The following is a 20870-nucleotide window of genomic DNA, read 5'->3' as shown; positions in this document are numbered from 1 at the left end:
CATTTGATGAGTCCTATTTTTACAGTATGTTTGTGTAAACTCAAAAATATTTTGAGCTTTTTGCAACTAACTAACTTTATGAATCTACTCCGAAAATTGTGTCTCCTGCTGATTTTTGTATCTGCCAGTACACTTTCTGCACAATATACCGGAGTAATCAATTCTAATAGACCTGGATTCTCTGAAAGTCCGTATAGTGTTGGAACTGGCGTTTATCAGTTAGAAACAAGCTTGTTCTACAGAAAGACACAAATTATTCCTACGTTTTCAAGACCTCAATCTAATGGGATCAATTTTCTTTTCAGGACTTCTTTTTTCAAAGAACGCCTAGAATTAAATCTTGATTTCACTTATCAAAGAGATAGAATTGCTTTTGATAACATTTTTACATCCAGTTATTTTAAATCGGGAATTAGCAGATTAACAATTGGAGGAAAATATTTGATCTACGAGCAAGAATACAAAGACAAATCTAAAGAAGTACGTAGTTGGGTAGAAAGACATCGTTTTGATTGGAAGAGATTAATTCCTTCTGTTGCTGTTTATGCAGGTGTAAACCCGGGAATTGAAAGTGATATTTTTGAGTCGGGAGGTTTCTCTCCTAAAGCAGGAATCTTATTACAAAATAATCTTACCAGAGACCTGAATGTTGTAAGCAATATCTATTACGATAAAATTGGAACCGAGCTGCCTGAGCTTTCCTATATTGTAACAGCAACTTATAGTTTAAACGATCGTTGGTCTACTTTCTTTGAAAATCAAACCATTTTCACAAAGATTCGAACCAGTACTAACCTTGGTTCCGGAATTGCATTTTTATACAATAGAGATTTACAGATCAACAGTTCTTTACGACTCATTGCTGATGGAAAATCTAGAGGATTCTATACATCAATAGGAGCTTCTTATCGATTAGATAGACATAAAGATGATTTTGTTGAATTGGATGAGTTTGGAAATCCAATTGAAGAAGACGATGGTGCTGTTAAGAAAAAAGGATTCTTTGGTCGTTTGTTTGGTAAAATCACTGGCATTTTCAAGAGCAAAAAGAAAAGAGCTGCTAGTAATCAAGTAAAATTGAAGTCTAAAACTATTGAATCTATTCGTAAGAACACCAATAAAGATGAGGCTACTATTAATAATGATACTATACAGAAAGTTACGCCTAAAACCATAAGAGTTAGGCCTAAGAGGGTAAGAGTAAGACCTTCTAAGATCAAACCTGTAAAAGACAAAAAGAAAAAAGGTCTCTTCGGATTCTTAAAAGGTAAAACTGCAGAAGAAAAAGAAAAGGCTAAAAAGGACAAAGAAGCCGAAAAAGAAAAAAAGAGATTGGAGAGAGAAAAGAAAAAGGCTGAAGCAAAAAAGAGAAAAGAAGAAAAGAAGAAAAAGAAGAAAAAGAAAAACGAGGAAGATAACAAAGATGAGAACGGATAGAATTTTTATTTTAGTCCTATGATTACGTTAAAAGAAATGACTACAAGAAAGGAGATGAAACAATTCGTTACATTTCCTTTTTCACTCTACAAAGGCAATAAATATTGGGTTCCTCCAATTATAAAGGACGAGTTAGATACCCTTGATAAAGATAAAAACCCTGCTTTTGAAAATGCTGAAGCTCGTTTTTTTGTCGCTATTAAGAACAACAAAATTGTTGGTCGTGTAGCTGCAATTATAAACAGATATGAAGTCAATCAACAGCAAATAAAAAAAATGCGCTTTGGTTGGTTTGATGTTATTGATGATATTAATGTTACAAAAGCTCTTCTAGAGAAAGTACAAGAAATAGGAAGAGAAAATAATTTAGAGTATTTAGAAGGCCCTGTAGGATTTTCCAATTTAGATAAAGTAGGCGTTCTTATTGAAGGTTTTGACCATATTGGAACAATGATTACTTGGTATTCATTACCTTATTACAAAGATCATTTAGAGCAATTAGGTTTTGTAAAAGAGAAAGAATATTTAGAAAATAAGTTCCAATTAAGCAATGTAGACAGAGTTTATTATGATAAGGTAGCTAGAATTATTAAGCATCGTTTCAAATTGACTTCTTTGAGTTTTACGAAAACAAAAGATATTATGCCTTATGTAGATGAGATGTTTGACCTCTTTAGTAAAACGTATTCGAAGCTTTCCTCCTATGTTCCAATTTCTGACACTCAAATCGCTTATTTTAAGAATAAATACATTGGTTTTATCAATCCTGAATTCATCAAGTTTGTGGTAGATGAAAACCATAAACTGGTTGCTTTTGCCATTATAATGCCTTCTTTTTCTGAAGCATTGCAAAAAGCCAATGGGAAACTATTTCCTTTTGGAATTTTTCATTTGCTCAAGGCAAGAAAAAAGCCTACAGTGGTGACTTCATATTTGATCGGTGTTAGTGAAGAATACCAAAACAAAGGAGTTACAGGTATTATCTTTGATCAGTACTTAAAGGTATTTGATAAAAACAGAGTAAAAACAATGGTGCGAACTCCTGAACTGGAAGAGAATACTGCCATACATCAAATTTGGAGAAATTTTAGCCCTGTTACTCACAAACGAAGAAGAACTTATCGTCTTAATTTATAATGCAATTATTTTACAATCCTTATATCGACCACAATACTCAGCAAATCACTTTCGACAAAATTGAGAGTAGACATATTGTAAAGGTCTTGCGTAAAAAAGAAGGTGACGAAGTGTTTATTACCAATGGTAAGGGATTATTATTTGTTTCCCAGATCGATATTGCCAGTGATAAAAAGTGTCTTGCCACAATTATTCGCAAAGAGGAAAAAGAAAACGAAAGAAATTACAGGTTGCATGTAGCTATTGCTCCAACAAAGAATATAGAGCGCTTAGAGTGGTTTTTAGAAAAGGCTACTGAAATAGGAATTGATGAGATCACTCCTATTCTTACACAAAATTCGGAGCGAAAAGTGATTAAGAAAGAACGTCTGGAAAAGATCATTCAATCTGCAATGAAACAATCTTTAAAGTTTCACCTTCCAAAATTAAACGAGCTGATTACTTTTAACGAATTCTTAAATCAAGAATCTTCAGAAAACATCTACATTGCTCATTGTTATGATGGTAAGAAGGAGTTGATGAAAGAAGTAGTAGAACCCAAGCAAGAAGTTACGATTCTAATTGGTCCTGAAGGTGATTTTTCTCCTCAAGAAGTTTCAAAAAGCGAGAATGCAAATTATACGCCGATCTCGTTAGGTGAAGCTAGGTTGAGAACTGAAACGGCAGCCCTTGTTGCTGTACAGAATGTAGCCTTTATCAATCAATAAAAATAGAATTCTTATCTTGCTGTAAATTCAATTGTATTGAAGATCAAGAGTTTTTTTTCAATTATCTTTTTTTGTGTTTGCACTCACATATTTGGGCAAGAAGTAGCTATTTTAAAATATAATGGTGGTGGCGATTGGTATTCTAACCCAACAGCTTTGCCAAATTTAATAGACTTCTCTAATGAGAATGCCAATACAAATATTTCTAAAGACCCAACATCTGTTGCTGTTGGAAATACCGATCTTTTTAACTTTCCAATGGTCTTTATGACCGGGCATGGAAATGTGTTCTTTTCGGAGGATGAAGCAGAAAACTTAAAAAACTATTTGATCTCAGGAGGCTTTTTACACATTTCTGATAATTATGGAATGGATAAATTCATTCGTAGAGAAATGAAAAAAGTTTTTCCTAAGTTGAGTTTTCAAGAGATACCAAATGATCATCCTATCTACAACCAAACTTTCACATTTGAAAACGGATTGCCAAAAATTCATGAGCATGATAAAAAAGCACCTCAAGGCTTCGGTATTTTTTACGAAGGCCGATTGGTGTGCTTCTACGATTATGAATCGGATTTAAGTGATGGATGGGAAGATGCTTCTATTCATAACAATCCTCAAGAAGTACGCTTAAAAGCTTTAAAGATGGGGGCTAATATTATCCAATATGCTTTTAAAAACTGATCCGAACCTCGTTATAGACGATATCAGAATCAATTTTGACACCGAATCTCTCTGGATTCTAAACATTGCTTTAGCTGTTATTATGTTTGGAGTTGCCTTAGGAATTTCTTTAGATGATTTTAAAAGACTCATCAAAAACCCAAAGATTTTACTAGTAGGAGTTTTCTCTCAATTCATTTTACTTCCTGCACTTACTTTTTTGGCTATTATTTTGATCAAACCTCACCCCAGTTTTGCATTGGGAATGATGATGATTGCTGCTTGTCCGGGAGGAAATGTTTCCAATTTTTACAGTAAAATGGCAAATGGAAATGCAGCACTTTCTATCAGTTTAACAGCTTTTGCCACATTGGTATGTTTGGTAATGACTCCTTTTAATTTACAGTTTTGGGGTGGTTTGTATGAACCCACAAATGCTATTTTAAAAACAGTAGAATTAGATCCTTTCGAGTTGTTCAAATTGGTACTGTTAATTCTAGGAATTCCACTGATCTTAGGAATGATCGTCAATCATCGTTTTCCTAATACTGCGAAAAAAATAGAAAAGATTTTAAAGCCTTTCTCTATGCTGGTATTCTTAGCATTGATCATTATTGCTTTTTATGAAAACATCGATATCTTCTTAGATTATATCTACTTAGTGGCTCTACTGGTAATCTTGCACAATATCGGTGCTTTTATCATCGGATATTATACTGCCAAAGGTTTTGGCTTGGAAAAGAAGGATGTAAAGACCATTTCTATGGAAACAGGAATCCAGAATGGTGGACTAGGTTTACTATTGATCTTTCAATTCTTTGATGGTTTGGGTGGCATGGCTTTATTGGCTGCCTTTTGGGGAGTTTGGGATATCTTCTCCGGAATGGCACTAGCAGGTTACTGGGGAAGAAAGTCAAAGGTTAGTGACACATCTGAGTTGCATCTACAAGATCAAGCATAACGGGTTTTGGAGAAACATAAGGAATTCCCAATCCTAATCCTCTTAACACAAAGAATACTCCTATAACTACAACCACAACTGGTATTAGCTTCTGAATGCGTTGACGGGTAATGGCTTTTGTAAAATTTCCTAGTAATACTACAGCACTCATTAATGGCACAGTTCCTAATCCAAACAATGCCATATATAGTACTCCTTCAAAAACAGTTTCTGATGTAAGAGAAGCGATCATGGCCATGTATACCAATCCACAAGGTAAGAGTCCGTTTAAGAATCCGATAGTAAAAAACGTTGAGCTTTCCTTCTTTTTTAAGGATGCTCCTAATGAATTTTTGATCTTATTGGTAAATCGTACTATTGGAGTAACAATTGAAAATCGTGAAAACAATTTAGGAACTGTAACGGATAGGATCATAATCAACCCAACTGCAATAGATAACTGTTGTTGTAACCCGAAAAAGTAAAATCCTTTTCCTAGCAATCCAAACAAAGCTCCTATTAATCCATAGGAGAAAACTCTACCCAAATGATACAACCCTGTTTGCCATACAGCTTTTGTCTTATTGGTTCTTTCTACAGGTAGCATGAAGGCAATAGGCCCACACATTCCCATACAATGGAAACTACCTAACAAACCAAAAAGCAACGCTGTATATATCATGGGTATAAAATCTGGTCTGTATACAAGAATGTTTTTCCTTGGTAAGTGAATTCTAAAGTAATGTTCCAGCGACCACCCGACAAACGTTTGTCAGGCACGAGCAAATAATCCTGGATTTTTGAAAACGGGAATTCAAAATCCATTTGTTTATCAGATGGCCTGTAAAGGAACACTTTACCTTTAATATTTTTATGATTTAATTCTTCAGGAAATTTAATTATTATTCCATCTGCAGTGATGTCTAATACTGTATCTCCTTTAAGATTTTCCATATTCTTACGAGCATCAATCTTCTGTTGATAGCTTAACTCTTTTTCATAGTAACCTTCTGTAACTAAATCATGATCATATCTGTGATCTGTCATCATTGTAACCACAAAGTACATGATGAAGCTTACAAAAAAGATGATAGCAATAACGATTCCTTTTCCCCAATTGATTTTCATGATTCAGTTCTTTTATCTAAAACTTCTTGGTCCTAAGAAGTTTGTTGTTGTTGTTTCTATTAATTGATCTCCACTATACACTCCTATTTTTAAGCGAATTTTATCCTTCCCTAATTCAGAAGTTGGGATTTCTATAAACAAGGTTCCTTCTGCCAATCCTTGTCTTGGAACTACAAATGCATCTGTAGAAACTAATTTGATCTCTCCTTTGTGAGTTAATAGTTTATAGCTAACATCTTTAATATCTACTGTTGTTTTATTAATAACTTTATAGGTATATACGTTACTAATGGATCCATTCTCCTTTTTCTCATAAAGTTGCCCGGGCAACCTCAAGATCGTTGCTTCTACATCATTTCTTAGAAACAACATTCCAACCAACACAGCAATTAAAATTCCTAATACCGCTGTATATCCCTTCATTCGGGCTGTAAATCGGAAACGGTTCTTCTTTTCTATATTATCAATACTGGCATAGCGTATTAGTCCTGTAGGCAATCCTACATTTTCCATCATACGATCACACTCGTCAATACAAGCCGTACAATTCACACACTCTAACTGCGTACCGTTTCTAATGTCTATTCCTGTAGGACAAACATGTACACACAATTTACAGTCGATACAATCTCCTTTTCCGCTAGCTGCTCTATCTTCATTCTTTTTAAATTTTGCTCTCCCTTTTTCTTTTTCTCCTCGTTTGTAATCGTAAGCAACTACAACAGATTGGTTGTCTAACAAAACTCCTTGCAGCCTTCCGTAAGGGCAGGCAATGACACATACTTGTTCACGGAACCAAGCAAAAACAAAGTAGAAAACACCAGTAAAAATGAGCAGTGAGATCAAGGTGCTTAAATGATCGAAAGGAGATGAAAAGATATAGCTGATCAACTTATCGCTTCCAATCAAATATGCTAAAAAGACATTAGCAATTAAAAAAGAGATGATAAAGAAGATGATCCATTTTAAAACTCTTTTTCTAATCTTTTCTGCATTCCAAGCCTGCTTCTTTAAACGAATTTGTTTTCCTCTGTCTCCTTCAATCCAGTATTCAATTCTTCTGAACACCATTTCCATAAAGATGGTTTGAGGACAAATCCAACCGCAAAAGATCCGCCCAAAAACCACTGTAAATAATGTAATAAAGACGATTCCTATGATCATTGAGATCACAAACAGGTGAAAATCCTGTGGCCAAAAAGGAAATCCAAAGATGTTGAAACGACGTTCTAGAACATTGAATAACAAAAACTGGTTTCCATTGATCTTTATAAAAGGGGCTGAAAATAAAAACGCTAACAGAAAGTAACTAACCCAGGTACGGTATTTAAAGAACTTTCCACTTGGTTTTTTAGGGAACACCCAAGATCGTTTACCTTCTTCATTTATCGTACCAATGGTATCTCTAAAATTTTCGTTCTTGGGTGCTTCCATGTCTAACTACTAAAACTAACTTTTTATCAACCTCTTTTTATTCTTCTTCCCAAAGCTCTCCTTGCGGATCTTTTGGTTTCTTTGGGGTCGTTCCTTGCAACGACAATATATAACTGGCTACTTTTTCTATATCTTTAGATTTCAAGTTAGATTTCCAAGCAACCATTCCTTTTCCTGTTCTTCCTCCATCACTAATGGTTGTAAATACGCTCTTCATGTCGCCTCCTAAAATCCAATACTTATCTGTTAGGTTAGGTCCAATACCTCCACCTCCATCTTGTGCGTGACAGCTGGCACAGTTCAGGTTAAAAACGGCTTTTCCTCTACCTAAAGAAGCTTCATCGGTTAATATTGTAGCTGTATTTGCATCAACTACTACCTCTACTACGCCTCCATTTTGTTGTTTTCTTTGTTCTAACAACCTTGTAGCCTCAGCTACTTCTTTTTGATATTCTGTAGCTTGGTCATCACCTCCAAACATGTGGTAGCGTGCCATATAAATCACTCCAAAGATGATCGTGATATAGAACATGTATAGCCACCATGGCGGAAGAGAATTATCTAATTCTTTAATTCCATCGTAATTATGGTCTAGAACGATCTCACCTTCTTCTTCAATAGCTTTAGATCTAGTCCACTTCTTTAAAAGTTTTCTAAACCAAGCATATCTGTCTACAGTTTCCGGATCGATACCTTCTTTCTCTAGTTCTAGTTTTTCTACTCTCTCTAGAGCTACAATGTTTACCAATTCTCTTAAGAGTACCATTAGAATAAGTGCTATCAGAATGATCCACACTAATGGGTTTTCATAAATGTCGAATGGTTTTTCATAAGTGGTTATAGCTATGTGCAGTCCGTACATCGCGGCAAACACACTTACAACATATGCGATAGATTGAAAATATTTCTTCATGACTTATGATTTTATAGTGTCATCTAATGGAATTCTACTTACTTTATTGATGTACTCTTTTTTTGCTGTAAACACCCACCAAAAAAGTGCTACGAAAAAGGTGAAAAAGATAACCAGCGAGATCAATGGATAGATCTCTATCCCTGTGATCGTTTCTAAATGATTTTTGACGAACTTTAACATACCTCTATTCTTTTATGCTTAATTTATCTTTTACATTTTCTAATTTGATATCAGTTCCTAATCGTTGTAAATAAGCGATTAGTGCTATGATCTCTCTTTCTTTTAAAGGCACAAACTTGTCTCCTAGATCTTTCTTTTCTTGTTCGAATGATTCTTTGATATCCGGAACTTCATATAAGCTTGTCTTTATTTTCTCTGCCTGTTGATCCATGCTTTCTCTAGCTTTTGCTATATCTTCTTCGGTATATGGAACTCCAAGACTTACCATGGCTCTCATTTTACTTTCCGTTTCAGATAAATCGTGTTTGTTCTTGATCAACCATTGATATCTAGGCATGATGGAACCTGACGAAGTACTTTGTGGATCGTACATGTGATTGAAATGCCAAGCATCTGAGTATTTTCCTCCAATTCTCAATAAGTCCGGTCCTGTACGTTTACTTCCCCATAAGAATGGATGATCATATACGTACTCTCCTGCCATAGAGTATTGCTTATTACCTGTCCAATCATAACGTTCTACTTCACTTCTAAACGGACGAATCATCTGTGAGTGACATCCCACACAACCTTCTCGGATGTATAGATCTCTACCTTCTAACTCAAGAGGTGAATAAGGTTTTACGCTTGTAATGGTAGGAATGTTAGAATCTACCAATAGAGTTGGGATGATCTGCACGATACCTCCAATTAAGATGGCAATTGTAGCATAGATCGTTAATTTCACAGGCTTTCTTTCTAACCATGTGTGGTATCCTTCTCCTCTTTGTCTTCTCTTAGGCACTTTTGTTAATGCAGGTGCTTCAGCTAATTCATCTGTAACTTTTGATCCTGAACGAATCGTCATTACAACGTTGTATAACATTACAATAGCTCCTAAGATGAATAAACTACCTCCAATCGCTCTCATCCAATACATAGGAACGATCTCTTTAACGGTATCTAAAAATGTGTACGCTAATTTTCCTTCTTCGTTAAACTCTTTCCACATTAAAGCTTGTACAAAACCAGCGATATACATTGGTAACGCATAGATTACAATTCCTAATGTTCCGATCCAGAAGTGGAAGTTTGCCAATCCTCTAGAGAATAATTTTGTTTTGAACATTCTAGGAATCAACCAATACAACATACCGAAGGTTAAGAAACCATTCCATGCCAATGCTCCAACGTGTACGTGTGCAATAACCCAATCGCTAAAGTGTGCAATGGCGTTTACATTTTTCAATGATAACATTGGTCCTTCAAAGGTTGCCATACCGTATCCGGTAATTGCTACCACCATGAATTTTAAAACAGGGTCTGTTCTTACTTTATCCCAAGCTCCACGCAAGGTTAATAATCCATTGATCATACCTCCCCAAGATGGTGCAATCAGCATTACTGAGAAAGCAACCCCTAAGTTTTGCGCCCAATCCGGAAGAGCTGAGTACAACAAGTGGTGTGGTCCTGCCCATATGTAGATAAAGATCAACGACCAGAAGTGTACAATAGATAATCGATAAGAATAAACAGGTCTGTTAGCTGCTTTTGGTACAAAATAGTACATCAACCCTAAGAAAGGTGTAGTTAAGAAAAATGCTACGGCGTTATGCCCGTACCACCACTGTACTAATGCGTCTTGTACTCCTGCATATACAGAGTAACTCTTTAAAAAGTTAACCGGTAATTCTAAACTATTGAATATGTGAAGTACAGCAACAGTAACGAAGGTTCCTAAATAGAACCAAACGGCTACATATAAGTGTCGTTGACGTCTCTTTAAAATAGTCCAGATCATATTAGCTCCAAAAGCTACCCAAACCAAAGCAATGGCAATATCAATAGGCCACTCTAGCTCAGCGTATTCTTTAGAAGTTGTATAACCTAAAGGAAGTGTAATCGCCGCTGCAACTATAATGGCTTGCCACCCCCAGAAATTGAAATTACTGAGAAAATCGCTTGCCATCCTTGTCTTTAAAAGGCGCTGTAACGAATAATAAACTCCGGCAAAGATCGCGTTTCCTACAAAGGCAAAGATTACTGCATTGGTATGCAGAGGTCTAAGACGCCCAAAACTTAGCCAAGAGATCCCGTCGGTGATGTTCGGGAACAAAAACATAAACGCCAATAATAGCCCGATAGAGAATCCAACGATTCCCCAGAGCATGGTTGCGTAGATGAATTTTTTTACGATCTTATTATCGTAATAAAATTGTTGTACTTCCATAATTTAATTGTTTATACAGTTTTAGTTGATGAGTCCTTTTTATCTTCTTGTACGATTTCATCGTCAAATAACATTCTAACAGACGGCGTATACGAGTCATCGTATTGACCACTTTTCACTGACGCGATAAATGCAACGAAAAAAATTAAAGCAACTAATATGCTTAATGCGAGTAGTAAATAGATTACGCTCATATAATGCCTGATAAAATCAAGGTAAAATTACCTCGGGATCGACTCCTAAAAAATGACATTTATCATGTTTTGGAATCTTTTTTACACAGTCATTGAGAAGCGCTTTTTCTGTTGAAGATTTGTGTTAAGATAAGCATCGAAAGCCATGCAAACATTACGAACAAAGGGTTTTCCTTCTTCCAAAACCTCTACTGTATTTGAAGAGAGTTTGATCAAACCATCATCTTCCAATTCTTTTAGTAAAGATTCGTTCAGATGTAAGTCGTCAAAATCCGATGAAAGTTGTGTTTGAAACTGACACATTAATTCTAAAATATGCTTTCTTATTACGAGATCTTTCTTTGATAAAATGTGTCCTCTGAATACCGGAATTTCTCCTTCAGAAACTAATTGCTGGTATTCTTTAACAGTCTTCACATTTTGAGCAAAAGCAGACCACGAATCTGAGATAGAAGACATTCCTAAACCAATCATAAGAGACGTTTTTTGTGCCGTGTATCCCATGAAGTTTCTATGTAGCTTATGTGTTTTTGCAGAAGTGTATAATGTATCTGTTGGCAATGCAAAATGATCCATTCCAATTTCTACATAATTCAGTTCAGCCAATAATTGTTTTCCGGTTTCATACAATTCTCTTTTCTCTTCGTCTTTAGGAAGATCTTTTTCATTAAATCCTCTTTGCCCAACTCCTTTTATCCAAGGCACATGTGCATAACTGTAGAATGAGATACGATCGGGTTGTAAAGATTTTGTTTTTTGAATGGTATCAACCATACAGGTTTTATCTTGAAAAGGTAAGCCAAAAACTAAATCGTGACTTATAGAAGTATATCCAATGTTTCTTGCCAATTCTGTTACTTTTTCGACTTGTTCAAAAGGTTGAATTCTATGGATGGCTTTTTGCACTTTCTCGTTATAGTCCTGTACTCCAAAACTCACACGAGTAAACCCAAGGTTAAAAAGTATTTGCAAATGTTCTTTAGTTGTATTGTTTGGGTGTCCTTCAAAGCTAAATTCATAATCCTGATGCTTTACTGCTTTTGCCAATATTCCTTCCAGCAATATTTGCAAACTTTCAGGAGAGAAAAAAGTAGGTGTTCCTCCTCCTAAATGAATTTCCTTGATGATTGGAGTTTCACTCATCAGATCTACATACAAATTCCATTCTTTCAAGACTGTTTGTATGTATGGCTCTTCCATTTCGTGTCTTTTGGTAATGTGCTTATGGCAGGCACAAAAAGTACACAGGCTTTCACAGAAAGGTAAGTGAATGTACAAACTAATTCCTTCTTCTTGATTGGTATTGCTAAATGTTTCTTGGAAAGAGTGAATCCATTTTTCTTTGCTAAAACTCTCTTCATTCCAAAAAGGTACCGTAGGATAACTTGTATATCTCGGTCCTGGAACATTATATTTTTGTATTAGGTTTTCCATAATTAAGCTATTGACAAAGCTATATGCATCATTTCTTCAAAAGTTTCTTCTCTTTCTTGCGCTGTTGTTCTTTCTCCGGTTACCAAGCTGTCTGAAATGGTTAGAATAGTCAACGCTTTTACATTGTATTTTGCGGCTACGGTATACAATCCGGCTGCTTCCATTTCAACACATAGAACTCCAAATTTTGCCCATAACTTATAGTCATTGAAATTATCGGCATAAAATTCATCAGAACTTAACACATTCCCTGCTTTGATCTCAATATTTCGTTTTTCTGCTTCTTTCACAGCTTTCTGAAACAATTCGAAATTAGCGGTAGGTGCATAGTTTGCTTCGTGAAACCTTCTCGTATTAATACTGGAAGTAGAAGAGGCAGCCATAGCCAATACGATATCTCTGATCTTAACTTCTTCCTGGTAGGAACCTGCAGATCCTACACGAATTAAATTTTTAACTCCGTATTCTTTGATTAATTCCTCACTGTAGATCAGTGTAGAAGGGATTCCCATTCCTGTTCCTTGTACAGAAACTCTTTTCCCTTTATAAAATCCGGTATACCCAAGCATTCCTCTCACTTCATTATAACAAGTTACATCTTCTAAAAATGTTTCGGCTATCCATTTTGCTCTTAGAGGGTCGCCCGGCAATAGAACAGTTTCTGCTATTGCTCCTTTCTCTGCATTAATATGAATGCTCATCTGTTCCTTTTTTATGATTTACAATTGATACTCCTGAAGACGTTCCCAATCTTGTTGCTCCGGCTTCTATAAACCTCATAGCTGTACCATGATCTCTAATTCCTCCTGATGCTTTTACTTCAGCTTTATCTCCTACAACTTCTTTCATCAGTTTTACATCTTCCAATTCTGCTCCTCCTGTTCCAAATCCTGTAGAAGTCTTTACAAAATCAGCTTGTGCTTTCACTGCTATTTGTGAAGCCACAATAATTTCTTCTTTGGTTAAATAACATGTTTCCAAGATCACCTTTAAAACTTTATCTCCTATTGCTTCTTTAACGGCTTTGATATCATTGAGAACTTTGGTATAGTATCCTGATTTCAAGAGCCCTATATTGAGTACCATATCTATTTCATCTGCTCCTTTTTCAATACAGTTTTTAGCTTCACATGCTTTAGAATCTGTGTCCATCGCTCCAAGTGGAAACCCTACTACAGCTGCCACATATACTTCTTCATTTTTCAAATAGTCACTTGCAAAATCAACATATGAACCATTTACACAAACAGCATAGAACTTATTTTCTACAGCTTCTTTACAAAGTTGCTCGATCTGTTCTTTGGTTGCCGCTGGCTTTAATAGTGTGTGGTCTATATATCTAGAAATTTTCATCATTTTATTTTTTTACTAATTAAATTGGTGGTTATTGTTGTAAATACAACAATACTTATAGAACTAAGAGGCATTAAAATTGCAGCAATAACAGGAGACAATTGTCCTGTAACAGCAAAATATAGCCCTACTAAATTGTAAACTAAAGATAGCAAGAATGCTTGACGAATTACCTTAATAGATTGTTTAGATAATTGTAAGAATTTTGGAATCTTATTAAATTTTCTTGCATCTAGTATTGCATCACAGGCCGGAGAGAATACATTGATGTCTTCAGAAATGGCAATTCCAACATTACTTTGTGCTAAAGCTCCGGAATCATTCAATCCATCTCCTACCATAAGAAGTTGCTTTCCTTTTTCTTGATGTGTTTTAATATAGCTTAGTTTGTCTTCTGGTTTTTGGTTGAAATACATTTGAGTATTCTCCGGCAAAATCGTTTGCAAGTATTCCTTCTCACCCTCATTATCTCCTGATAAAATTGCGATATCGTAGTCTTCTTCTAAAGAGTCAAATACCTTCTCTACTCCTTTTCTATAGGAATTCTTTACTGTAAATTTTCCTGTGTATTCATCTTCAAAGCTCACATGAACTGATGTGTCAAAATTAAGAGCACTCTCTTTAGAGTTTACAAACGAAGAAGAACCAGCTTTAATAGATTTCTCATTTACTTCTGCTTGCACTCCTTTTCCTAAGATCTCTTGAAAGTTTGTAATTGATACGGTTTCTGCATCAAGCACCTGATCATAAATTTTTCTGCTTAAAGGGTGGTTAGAATTCCTGAGTAAACTTTTTAATGCTGATTTTTGTTCTATAGTTAGCTCATTTCCCTCATAAAGAACTTCATTCTCCAGATTGCTTGTAATGGTTCCTGTTTTATCAAAAACAGCCATATCAATCTTTGATAACTGTTCTATTACTTGTGCATTTTTTAGATAGAATTTATTCTTTCCAAAAATCCTTAACATATTTCCTAAGGTAAACGGTGCAGCCAAGGCAATTGCGCAAGGACAAGCAATAATTAAAACGGCAGTAAAAACAGACAAAGCTTTACTTGGATCAAAGAATATCCAAAAAGCAGTTGCCAAGACAGCAATGCTAATAACTGCTATAGTAAAATATTTACTGATTCCGTCTGTTAGTGATTGAAAAGACGATCTGTTTTCTTTATTGAATACATCGTTGGTCCACAATTGTGTCAGGTAACTTTGAGAAACAGAAGCCAACACCTCCATCTCTACAGCTCCTTGTAACTGCTTTCCTCCTGCAAATATCTTATCTCCTGAGTGTTTTTGTACAGGTTTTGACTCACCTGTAACAAAGCTATAATCAATATAAGTACTGGAACTGATTAAGATTCCGTCTGTTGGGATCAACTCTTGATTTCTGATCAACAAGCGATCTCCTTTTTGAACATCATAGATCTCAATATTTTCTTCCTTCTTATTCTTAATTCTTGTAACTGCTATTGGGAAATAGGACTTATAGTCACGTTCAAAAGATAAAAAGTTATAGGTTTTATGTTGAAAGAATTTTCCTAATAACAGAAAGAAAACCAAACCGGAGAGACTGTCAAAAAAACCTGTTCCTACATCGAAAATCACTTCTGCCGAGCTTCGAATAAACAGTACAGAAATTCCCAGCGCGATAGGCACATCTATATTTAGCAGCTTTGATTTCAATCCTTTGTAAGCAGAAACAAAATAATCGCTTGCAGCATAGAAAACTACCGGTAGCGAGAAGAATAGCATTAACCAACGAAAGACATACTTATATTTTTCTAACCAAAACTCTGAGACTTCAAAATACTCCGGAAATGATAAGAACATAATATTTCCAAAAGCAAATCCTGCAATTCCAAGTTTATAGTAGATCGTTCGGTCTACCGCTTTTGTTTTATGTTCAGTATCCTCTAAGCTAATGTATGGCTCGTATCCAATAGAACTAAGCAAGATTACCATTTCTTTCAATGAACTTTCTTTGCTGTTGTAGTGTAATCTAATGGTCTTCTTAGGAAAATTAACCTGAGATGAAATGACATGTTGGTTGAGTCGTTGTAGGTTTTCCAATACCCAAATACAGGAACTACAATGAATATGAGGAATGTAAAGTGTTACGATCTGAAAGTCGTCATCTTCAAACTCGATGAGTTTTGACACAATACTTTCATTCTCGAGATAATCATACTTCCCTTGAATCTCTACAGGGATAGCTCCGGGATTATTCTCGAAATCGTAATAACAGGTCATGTCGTTTTCAGACAGGATTTCGTACACGGTTTTACAGCCAAAACAACAGAAGCTTTTTTCTTCTATTGTAATTCGCTGATCATCACAAGGTGTACCACAATGAAAACAAGGTTGTGACTTCATGATTTTATTTGCTCTTTGCCCAGTACAAAATTCCGTTATCTTTTTGTCAAAAAACATGACATTTATCAGCTTTTTTTGTTACCTTAGATTGTCTAATTTCTGAGAAAATGAGTGGTAAATGTGAACAATGTATCATACGTCAACTGAACTCTTTAAACGAACTTTCTAAGGATGAACTCATTCGTATTTCAGCCTGTAAAACCTCTCAGCATGTCAAAAGAGGTGATGTTCTTTTTGATGAAGGTGAATACATCAATGGTGTTTTTTGTATTAAAGATGGTGTTTGCAAAGTCACAAAAATGAGCAACAACGGTAGGGATCAAATTGTAAAACTGATCAAAAAAGGTGATTTGATCGGAGAACGCAGTTTGATTAGCGAAGAGGCTTCAAACTTAAAAGCTACCGCCATTAATGATATGGAAGTTTGTTTTATTCCAAAGGAAGAGATTGTAAAAGATCTTAAAAAGAATCACAACTTTACCATGAGCATGTTAAAAGAACTAGCTTCTTCTTTAAAAGAGGCTGACAACGTTATTGTAGACATGGCTCAAAAGACAGTTAAACAACGTTTAGCAGAGACTCTTTTGCACTTACAACAAAACTACAAGACAACTGAAGATGGGCCGCTAGACATTCAACTTTCAAGAGAAGATATTGCTAGTATTATTGGTACGGCTACCGAATCGGCTATTCGATTACTCTCTACCTTTAAAAAAGAAAAACTCATCAACCTCAAAGGAAAAGATATTTATATTTTAGACTCCAAATCTCTGCAACGAATTGCAGAAGGGTTTTAAATTGCAATAGAACTTGAAAACAATCTGGTATTATTTTGTAAAGGTTCTGATTAAATCTTCGTTGTTCTTTTACACGAAAAACATTAATGTTTCCGGGAAAAAGCACATCCCCAGAAAGGGTGCTGTTTTGTTTATGGTGAATCATCCTAATGGATTGATAGATCCATTGATTGTTGCAGTGAACAATCCTAGAATTCAACATTTTTTGGTGAGGGCAGCCGTTTTTAAAAAACCGCTGGTAAAGAAATTTTTAGCCACACTTAATTTAATGCCTATCTACAGAATTCGTGACGGGGTTCAAAAGCTTGGCAAAAATCAAGAGATATTTGAGAAGTGTTTTTCTATATTCAATGAAGGGAAAGCACTCATGATCTTTCCAGAAGGAAGTCACAGTCGCAAGAGAACGATCAGACCTTTAAGTAAAGGCTTTACACGAATTGTTTTTGGTGCTTTGGAGCAAAATCCTGATTTAAAAATCCAAATAGTTCCGGTTGGAATCACCTACCAAAACTCATCGGTTTACCCATCAAAAGTTACCTTAAACTACGGAACTCCTGTCTTGGCTAACTCGTATTTTTCTCCTGAGGATCAGGTAACGAAAACTCGACAATTAAAAGAACTAATTACCCAACAACTTCAACAATTATCTGTGCATATTCCTGATGATGAAAACTATAGCGGCATACTACAATCTATGAATAAGGCTAATGTAGATTTTACTGATGTAACAGCTGCTAATGAGATGATTAAAACAGGAAAAATTACCGGTAGAAAGCGCAGTATAAACGTGTTGGCTTTCTTAAAACCTTTGATTGTTTTAAATACTTTGATCCCTTGGTTGTTGTGGAGGTATGTTGATAAAAAGAATGATGAAATAGAGTTTGTAGATACTTTTCGCTTTGGGTTTAACACCTTAACTTTCGGATTATCATACTTGCTACAATCCTACATTGCTTTTTGGTTTTTTGGGTGGAAAATAGCTTTGATCTACTTTGCCTGTTCTCTGTTGGCAATCTTACTGTTTAGCAAGCTTCATCCTACTCCGGCAGAATTGCCTCTTGAATAAGTCTTTGTACTTCTGTTCTGATGTCTTCTTTTACCAAACCTCTGTTTTCCATAGTAGGATACACACGATTGGATAAGAACACATAAACAATCCCGCTTTGTGGGTCTGCCCATGTATATGTTCCTGTAAACCCACTATGTCCAAAACTCTCGTCGGATACACATCCACAAGTAGCTTTGATATCCGGGTTTAATTGAGGTTTATCAAAACCTAAACCTCTTCTCACTTCTTCGGAAGCGTAATAACGTTTGTTAAACTTTTCAAATGTAGAGGCTTTGAAATATCTTTTTCCTCCGTAATATCCTTTTTGCAAATACATTTGCATCAACTTAGCAATATCATTTGCATTGGAAAACAGTCCTGCATGACCGCCTACTCCACCTTGCATAGCAGCTCCCATATCATGTACATAACCATGCAACAATTGATTTCTAAAATAGGTGTCTTTTTCTGTTGGAACGATTTCCTTCTTTTCAAATTTTTGCAAAGGAAGATAGGTCATTCTATCAGCTCCTAAAGATTGATAAAACTCTCTCTGTACCAGTTCATCCAAACTCTTTCTGTATTTTCTTTCCAGCGCTTCTTTGAACAAATAATAGCCTAGATCGCTATACTTGTAGCCTACTCTTTCTCTTTGATCTGCTTCTTTGATGTATTTATAAATCGAATCTTTATACGACTTATTCAAATACAGATTTTCAGCAACCTGAATACTGTACTTTTTGGTTTTCTTTTTACTGTAGAACTTGTTCAGGTTCTTCTTTGTAATGCTATCTTGTGTATGCGTATAAAACGGTATCCAAGCTTGTAATCTCCCGTAATGAGAAAGAATTTCTTGTACTGTTACAGTGTCTTTATTCGATTTTTTAAACTTGGGTAAGATATCTCGTAAACTGGCGTTTAAAGGTATCTTCTTATCTTCTTCTGCTTTCATTAGCATTGGTAAAGAAGCTAATATTTTTGTTAGTGAAGCCACATCATACAAATCTGAATTCCTAACAGTATCTTTTTTCTTATTGGTATGAAATCCAAAGCTCTTTTCATAGATCACCTTACCTTTTCTTGCTACCAAAACTTGTAATCCGGGAGCCATTTTTTCTTTCAGCACAACTTCTGCTACAGAATCGATCTTAGAAAGTTTTTCACTAGACATTCCTACTTCCTCAGGAATAGTGTATTGTAGTCTTTGTAAGTTCTTGGTGGTAAATCCTGTTCCTACCGGAAATTCTTTTTTTATAGATACCGGTAACTTTCCATTGGCTGCAATTGCTCCAAAAATAGTTTGTGCTGCTATTTCTTGTGCCTTCTTACTATTTTGATATGCCACCAGAATCCCTTCTAAGTTGTTATAAGATTTTACATCCAACAAACTGTAAGGGCTTGCAAAAACAGACAAGATCGTCTTATTTTTTCTTGCAATTTCATGCAACCAAACCAATTCTTGATTGCTAAACTTATACGATTTCCACGGATGCTTGTTTGACTTGTGGTATCCTATAATAACTAGATCAAAATCTTCTAGTTCACTGACAATCTTATCTAACTTCTCTCCTGAAACTTTAGTAATCTTTGTATACTTTCTCAGAATGTTCAAGAAATCGTCTCCAGAATCGTCTCCAAGAGCTACATAGGCTATCTTTTTGTTCTTTTCTAAATCTTCTACAGGTAAGATCTTCTTTTTGTTCTTGATTACCGTCATAGAGGCTTTTACAAGATCTCTGTGCAAGATCTCATCTTGAACGGTACTTAGTTCTTCAACTAAATTTAGCGTATCTATAGGTTGGTATTGATGCAATCCTACTTTGTACTTTGCCAATAAGATTTTTCGTACCGATTCATTAATTCTATCTTCAGATAATGTTCCGTTACTCAAAGATGTTTTCATTAATTCTACAGTTGCAGGTACATCTTGCGGAATCAACAGAATATCATTCCCGGCTTGTATTGCTGCTAGGTCAATCTCAGCAGACGTAGAATAGTTAGCCGCACCTTTCATATTCAATCCATCTGTAAAAATTAACCCTAAAAACCCTAGTTTTTCTTTGAGCAGATCTGTAACTACTTTTTTAGACAAAGAGGTAGGTAACTTTGGATTGGATTCTAAAACCGGAATACTTAAATGAGCCGTCATTACTCCTCCTACACCACCGTCAAAGATTCTTTTATATGGATAAAGCTCTATCGCTTCCAATCGATCCATATCAAAATTCAACACAGGCAGACCTATATGTGAATCTGTTGCTGTATCTCCGTGCCCCGGAAAATGTTTTGCAGTTCCTAACACTCCAACACTTTGCATACCTTGGCTAAAAGCAATTGCTTTTTGAGTAACATTTACTTTGTCTTCACCAAAAGAACGATTTCCTATAATTGGGTTCTCCGGATTGGTATTGATATCTACAACAGGAGCAAAATTTACGTGGATTCCCAATCGTTTACAATGCTTTCCTAAATGTTTTCCAAATTCATAGATCAGTTTATCTTCCTGAATGCTTCCCAAAGTCATATTCCATGGGAATCTATATGTGTTTTTCAATCGCATATCCAATCCCCATTCACCATCAAATCCTATGAGCATTGGAATCTTAGATATAGCTTGATAATCGTTTGTTAATTCTGCCTGTTTATCCGGTGTACCTTGCATAAAGATCAAGTTCCCTACATGGTATTCATTGATCATTTTTTTGATAAAATTTTCATGCACAGTGTCTTTATTGGAATATGCTTGCACCATAAACAACTGCCCTATTTTTTCCTCAATGGTCATAGAACTCATAATACTATCTACCCATTTCTGTTGTGCATAGTAATCATTGGTCCTTAAAGGGTCTAGGTTTTGAGAAAAGGATTGTACAGAAAGTAATAAAACAAGGATTGGGAGTAGTTTTTTCATCATACTGTTA

The 20870-nt window shown here is 35.4% G+C and carries 19 protein-coding genes; 7 read left to right on the top strand and 12 right to left on the bottom strand.

Features of this window, described 5'->3' with window-relative positions:
- Positions 1-78: 78 nt before the first annotated feature.
- The 5 genes from ACFSRZ_RS12465 to ACFSRZ_RS12445 are packed head-to-tail and all read left to right on the top strand — an operon-like array spanning position 79 to position 4905.
- Positions 79-1437 (top strand): transporter, encoded by a 1359-nt coding sequence (locus ACFSRZ_RS12465; RefSeq protein ID WP_379666896.1) that lies wholly within the window; start codon positions 79-81, stop codon positions 1435-1437.
- 18 nt (positions 1438-1455) lie between these two features.
- Positions 1456-2574, top strand: a complete 1119-nt coding sequence (locus tag ACFSRZ_RS12460; RefSeq protein WP_379666895.1) for a GTP cyclohydrolase — start codon at positions 1456-1458, stop codon at positions 2572-2574.
- A complete protein-coding gene (locus ACFSRZ_RS12455; protein WP_379666894.1) occupies positions 2574-3281 on the top strand; it encodes a 16S rRNA (uracil(1498)-N(3))-methyltransferase in 708 nt (235 codons plus the stop codon). The genes ACFSRZ_RS12460 and ACFSRZ_RS12455 overlap by 1 nt, the downstream gene beginning before the upstream one ends.
- A gap of 42 nt (positions 3282-3323) precedes the next feature.
- On the top strand, positions 3324-3965 hold the full coding sequence (locus tag ACFSRZ_RS12450) for a DUF4159 domain-containing protein (RefSeq protein WP_379667047.1): 642 nt from the start codon (positions 3324-3326) through the stop codon (positions 3963-3965).
- Entirely contained in the window at positions 3949-4905 is a 957-nt protein-coding gene (locus ACFSRZ_RS12445) for a bile acid:sodium symporter family protein (protein ID WP_379666893.1), read from the top strand. Before ACFSRZ_RS12450 ends, ACFSRZ_RS12445 begins: the two co-directional genes overlap by 17 nt.
- Here ACFSRZ_RS12445 and ACFSRZ_RS12440 read toward each other — a convergent pair.
- The 11 genes from ACFSRZ_RS12440 to ACFSRZ_RS12390 form a co-directional block, all read right to left on the bottom strand.
- The gene (locus tag ACFSRZ_RS12440; protein WP_379666892.1) at positions 4865-5566 is read right to left on the bottom strand and encodes a sulfite exporter TauE/SafE family protein; all 702 of its coding nucleotides are present in this window, start codon (positions 5564-5566) and stop codon (positions 4865-4867) included. The genes ACFSRZ_RS12445 and ACFSRZ_RS12440 overlap by 41 nt on opposite strands.
- Positions 5563-6012 carry a FixH family protein gene (locus tag ACFSRZ_RS12435; RefSeq protein WP_379666891.1) on the bottom strand — a complete coding sequence of 150 codons (450 nt, stop codon included), beginning with the start codon at positions 6010-6012 and terminating at the stop codon, positions 5563-5565. The genes ACFSRZ_RS12440 and ACFSRZ_RS12435 overlap by 4 nt, the downstream gene beginning before the upstream one ends.
- 12 nt (positions 6013-6024) lie before the next feature.
- The gene (gene ccoG, locus ACFSRZ_RS12430) at positions 6025-7446 is read right to left on the bottom strand and encodes a cytochrome c oxidase accessory protein CcoG (RefSeq protein ID WP_379666890.1); all 1422 of its coding nucleotides are present in this window, start codon (positions 7444-7446) and stop codon (positions 6025-6027) included.
- A 37-nt stretch (positions 7447-7483) separates the two neighbouring features.
- Positions 7484-8359, bottom strand: coding sequence for a cbb3-type cytochrome c oxidase N-terminal domain-containing protein (locus ACFSRZ_RS12425; protein ID WP_379666889.1), 876 nt, complete (start codon positions 8357-8359; stop codon positions 7484-7486).
- A gap of 3 nt (positions 8360-8362) precedes the next feature.
- Positions 8363-8542: a CcoQ/FixQ family Cbb3-type cytochrome c oxidase assembly chaperone gene (locus ACFSRZ_RS12420; protein WP_379666888.1), complete on the bottom strand. Its 180-nt coding sequence runs from the start codon at positions 8540-8542 to the stop codon at positions 8363-8365.
- A gap of 4 nt (positions 8543-8546) precedes the next feature.
- On the bottom strand, positions 8547-10751 hold the full coding sequence (ccoN, locus tag ACFSRZ_RS12415; protein ID WP_379666887.1) for a cytochrome-c oxidase, cbb3-type subunit I: 2205 nt from the start codon (positions 10749-10751) through the stop codon (positions 8547-8549).
- 11 nt (positions 10752-10762) lie between these two features.
- Entirely contained in the window at positions 10763-10945 is a 183-nt protein-coding gene (gene ccoS / locus ACFSRZ_RS12410; protein WP_379666886.1) for a cbb3-type cytochrome oxidase assembly protein CcoS, read from the bottom strand.
- 81 nt (positions 10946-11026) lie between these two features.
- On the bottom strand, positions 11027-12382 hold the full coding sequence (gene hemN, locus ACFSRZ_RS12405) for an oxygen-independent coproporphyrinogen III oxidase (RefSeq protein WP_379667046.1): 1356 nt from the start codon (positions 12380-12382) through the stop codon (positions 11027-11029).
- Positions 12382-13080, bottom strand: a complete 699-nt coding sequence (gene deoD, locus ACFSRZ_RS12400) for a purine-nucleoside phosphorylase (RefSeq protein WP_379666885.1) — start codon at positions 13078-13080, stop codon at positions 12382-12384. Before deoD ends, hemN begins: the two co-directional genes overlap by 1 nt.
- A complete protein-coding gene (gene deoC, locus ACFSRZ_RS12395; RefSeq protein ID WP_379666884.1) occupies positions 13064-13732 on the bottom strand; it encodes a deoxyribose-phosphate aldolase in 669 nt (222 codons plus the stop codon). Before deoC ends, deoD begins: the two co-directional genes overlap by 17 nt.
- Positions 13732-16104, bottom strand: coding sequence for a heavy metal translocating P-type ATPase (locus ACFSRZ_RS12390; protein ID WP_379666883.1), 2373 nt, complete (start codon positions 16102-16104; stop codon positions 13732-13734). The genes deoC and ACFSRZ_RS12390 overlap by 1 nt, the downstream gene beginning before the upstream one ends.
- 107 nt (positions 16105-16211) lie before the next feature.
- On the opposite strand from ACFSRZ_RS12390, the gene ACFSRZ_RS12385 reads away from it, so the two are divergent.
- Both ACFSRZ_RS12385 and ACFSRZ_RS12380 read left to right on the top strand, forming a co-directional pair.
- Positions 16212-16901: a Crp/Fnr family transcriptional regulator gene (locus ACFSRZ_RS12385; RefSeq protein WP_379666882.1), complete on the top strand. Its 690-nt coding sequence runs from the start codon at positions 16212-16214 to the stop codon at positions 16899-16901.
- A gap of 13 nt (positions 16902-16914) precedes the next feature.
- Positions 16915-17967, top strand: a complete 1053-nt coding sequence (locus ACFSRZ_RS12380) for a lysophospholipid acyltransferase family protein (protein WP_379666881.1) — start codon at positions 16915-16917, stop codon at positions 17965-17967.
- Here the strand turns inward: ACFSRZ_RS12380 and ACFSRZ_RS12375 are convergent.
- Positions 17939-20863 (bottom strand): glycoside hydrolase family 3 N-terminal domain-containing protein, encoded by a 2925-nt coding sequence (locus tag ACFSRZ_RS12375; protein WP_379666880.1) that lies wholly within the window; start codon positions 20861-20863, stop codon positions 17939-17941. The two genes, ACFSRZ_RS12380 and ACFSRZ_RS12375, sit on opposite strands and share 29 nt — an antisense overlap.
- Between the last annotated feature and the right edge of the window lie 7 nt (positions 20864-20870).

It is taken from the genome of Pseudotenacibaculum haliotis (genome assembly GCF_042684245.1).
Taxonomy (GTDB): Bacteria; Bacteroidota; Bacteroidia; order Flavobacteriales; family Flavobacteriaceae; genus Polaribacter; species Polaribacter haliotis_A.
This window is presented reverse-complemented; position numbering and strand designations above follow the sequence as displayed.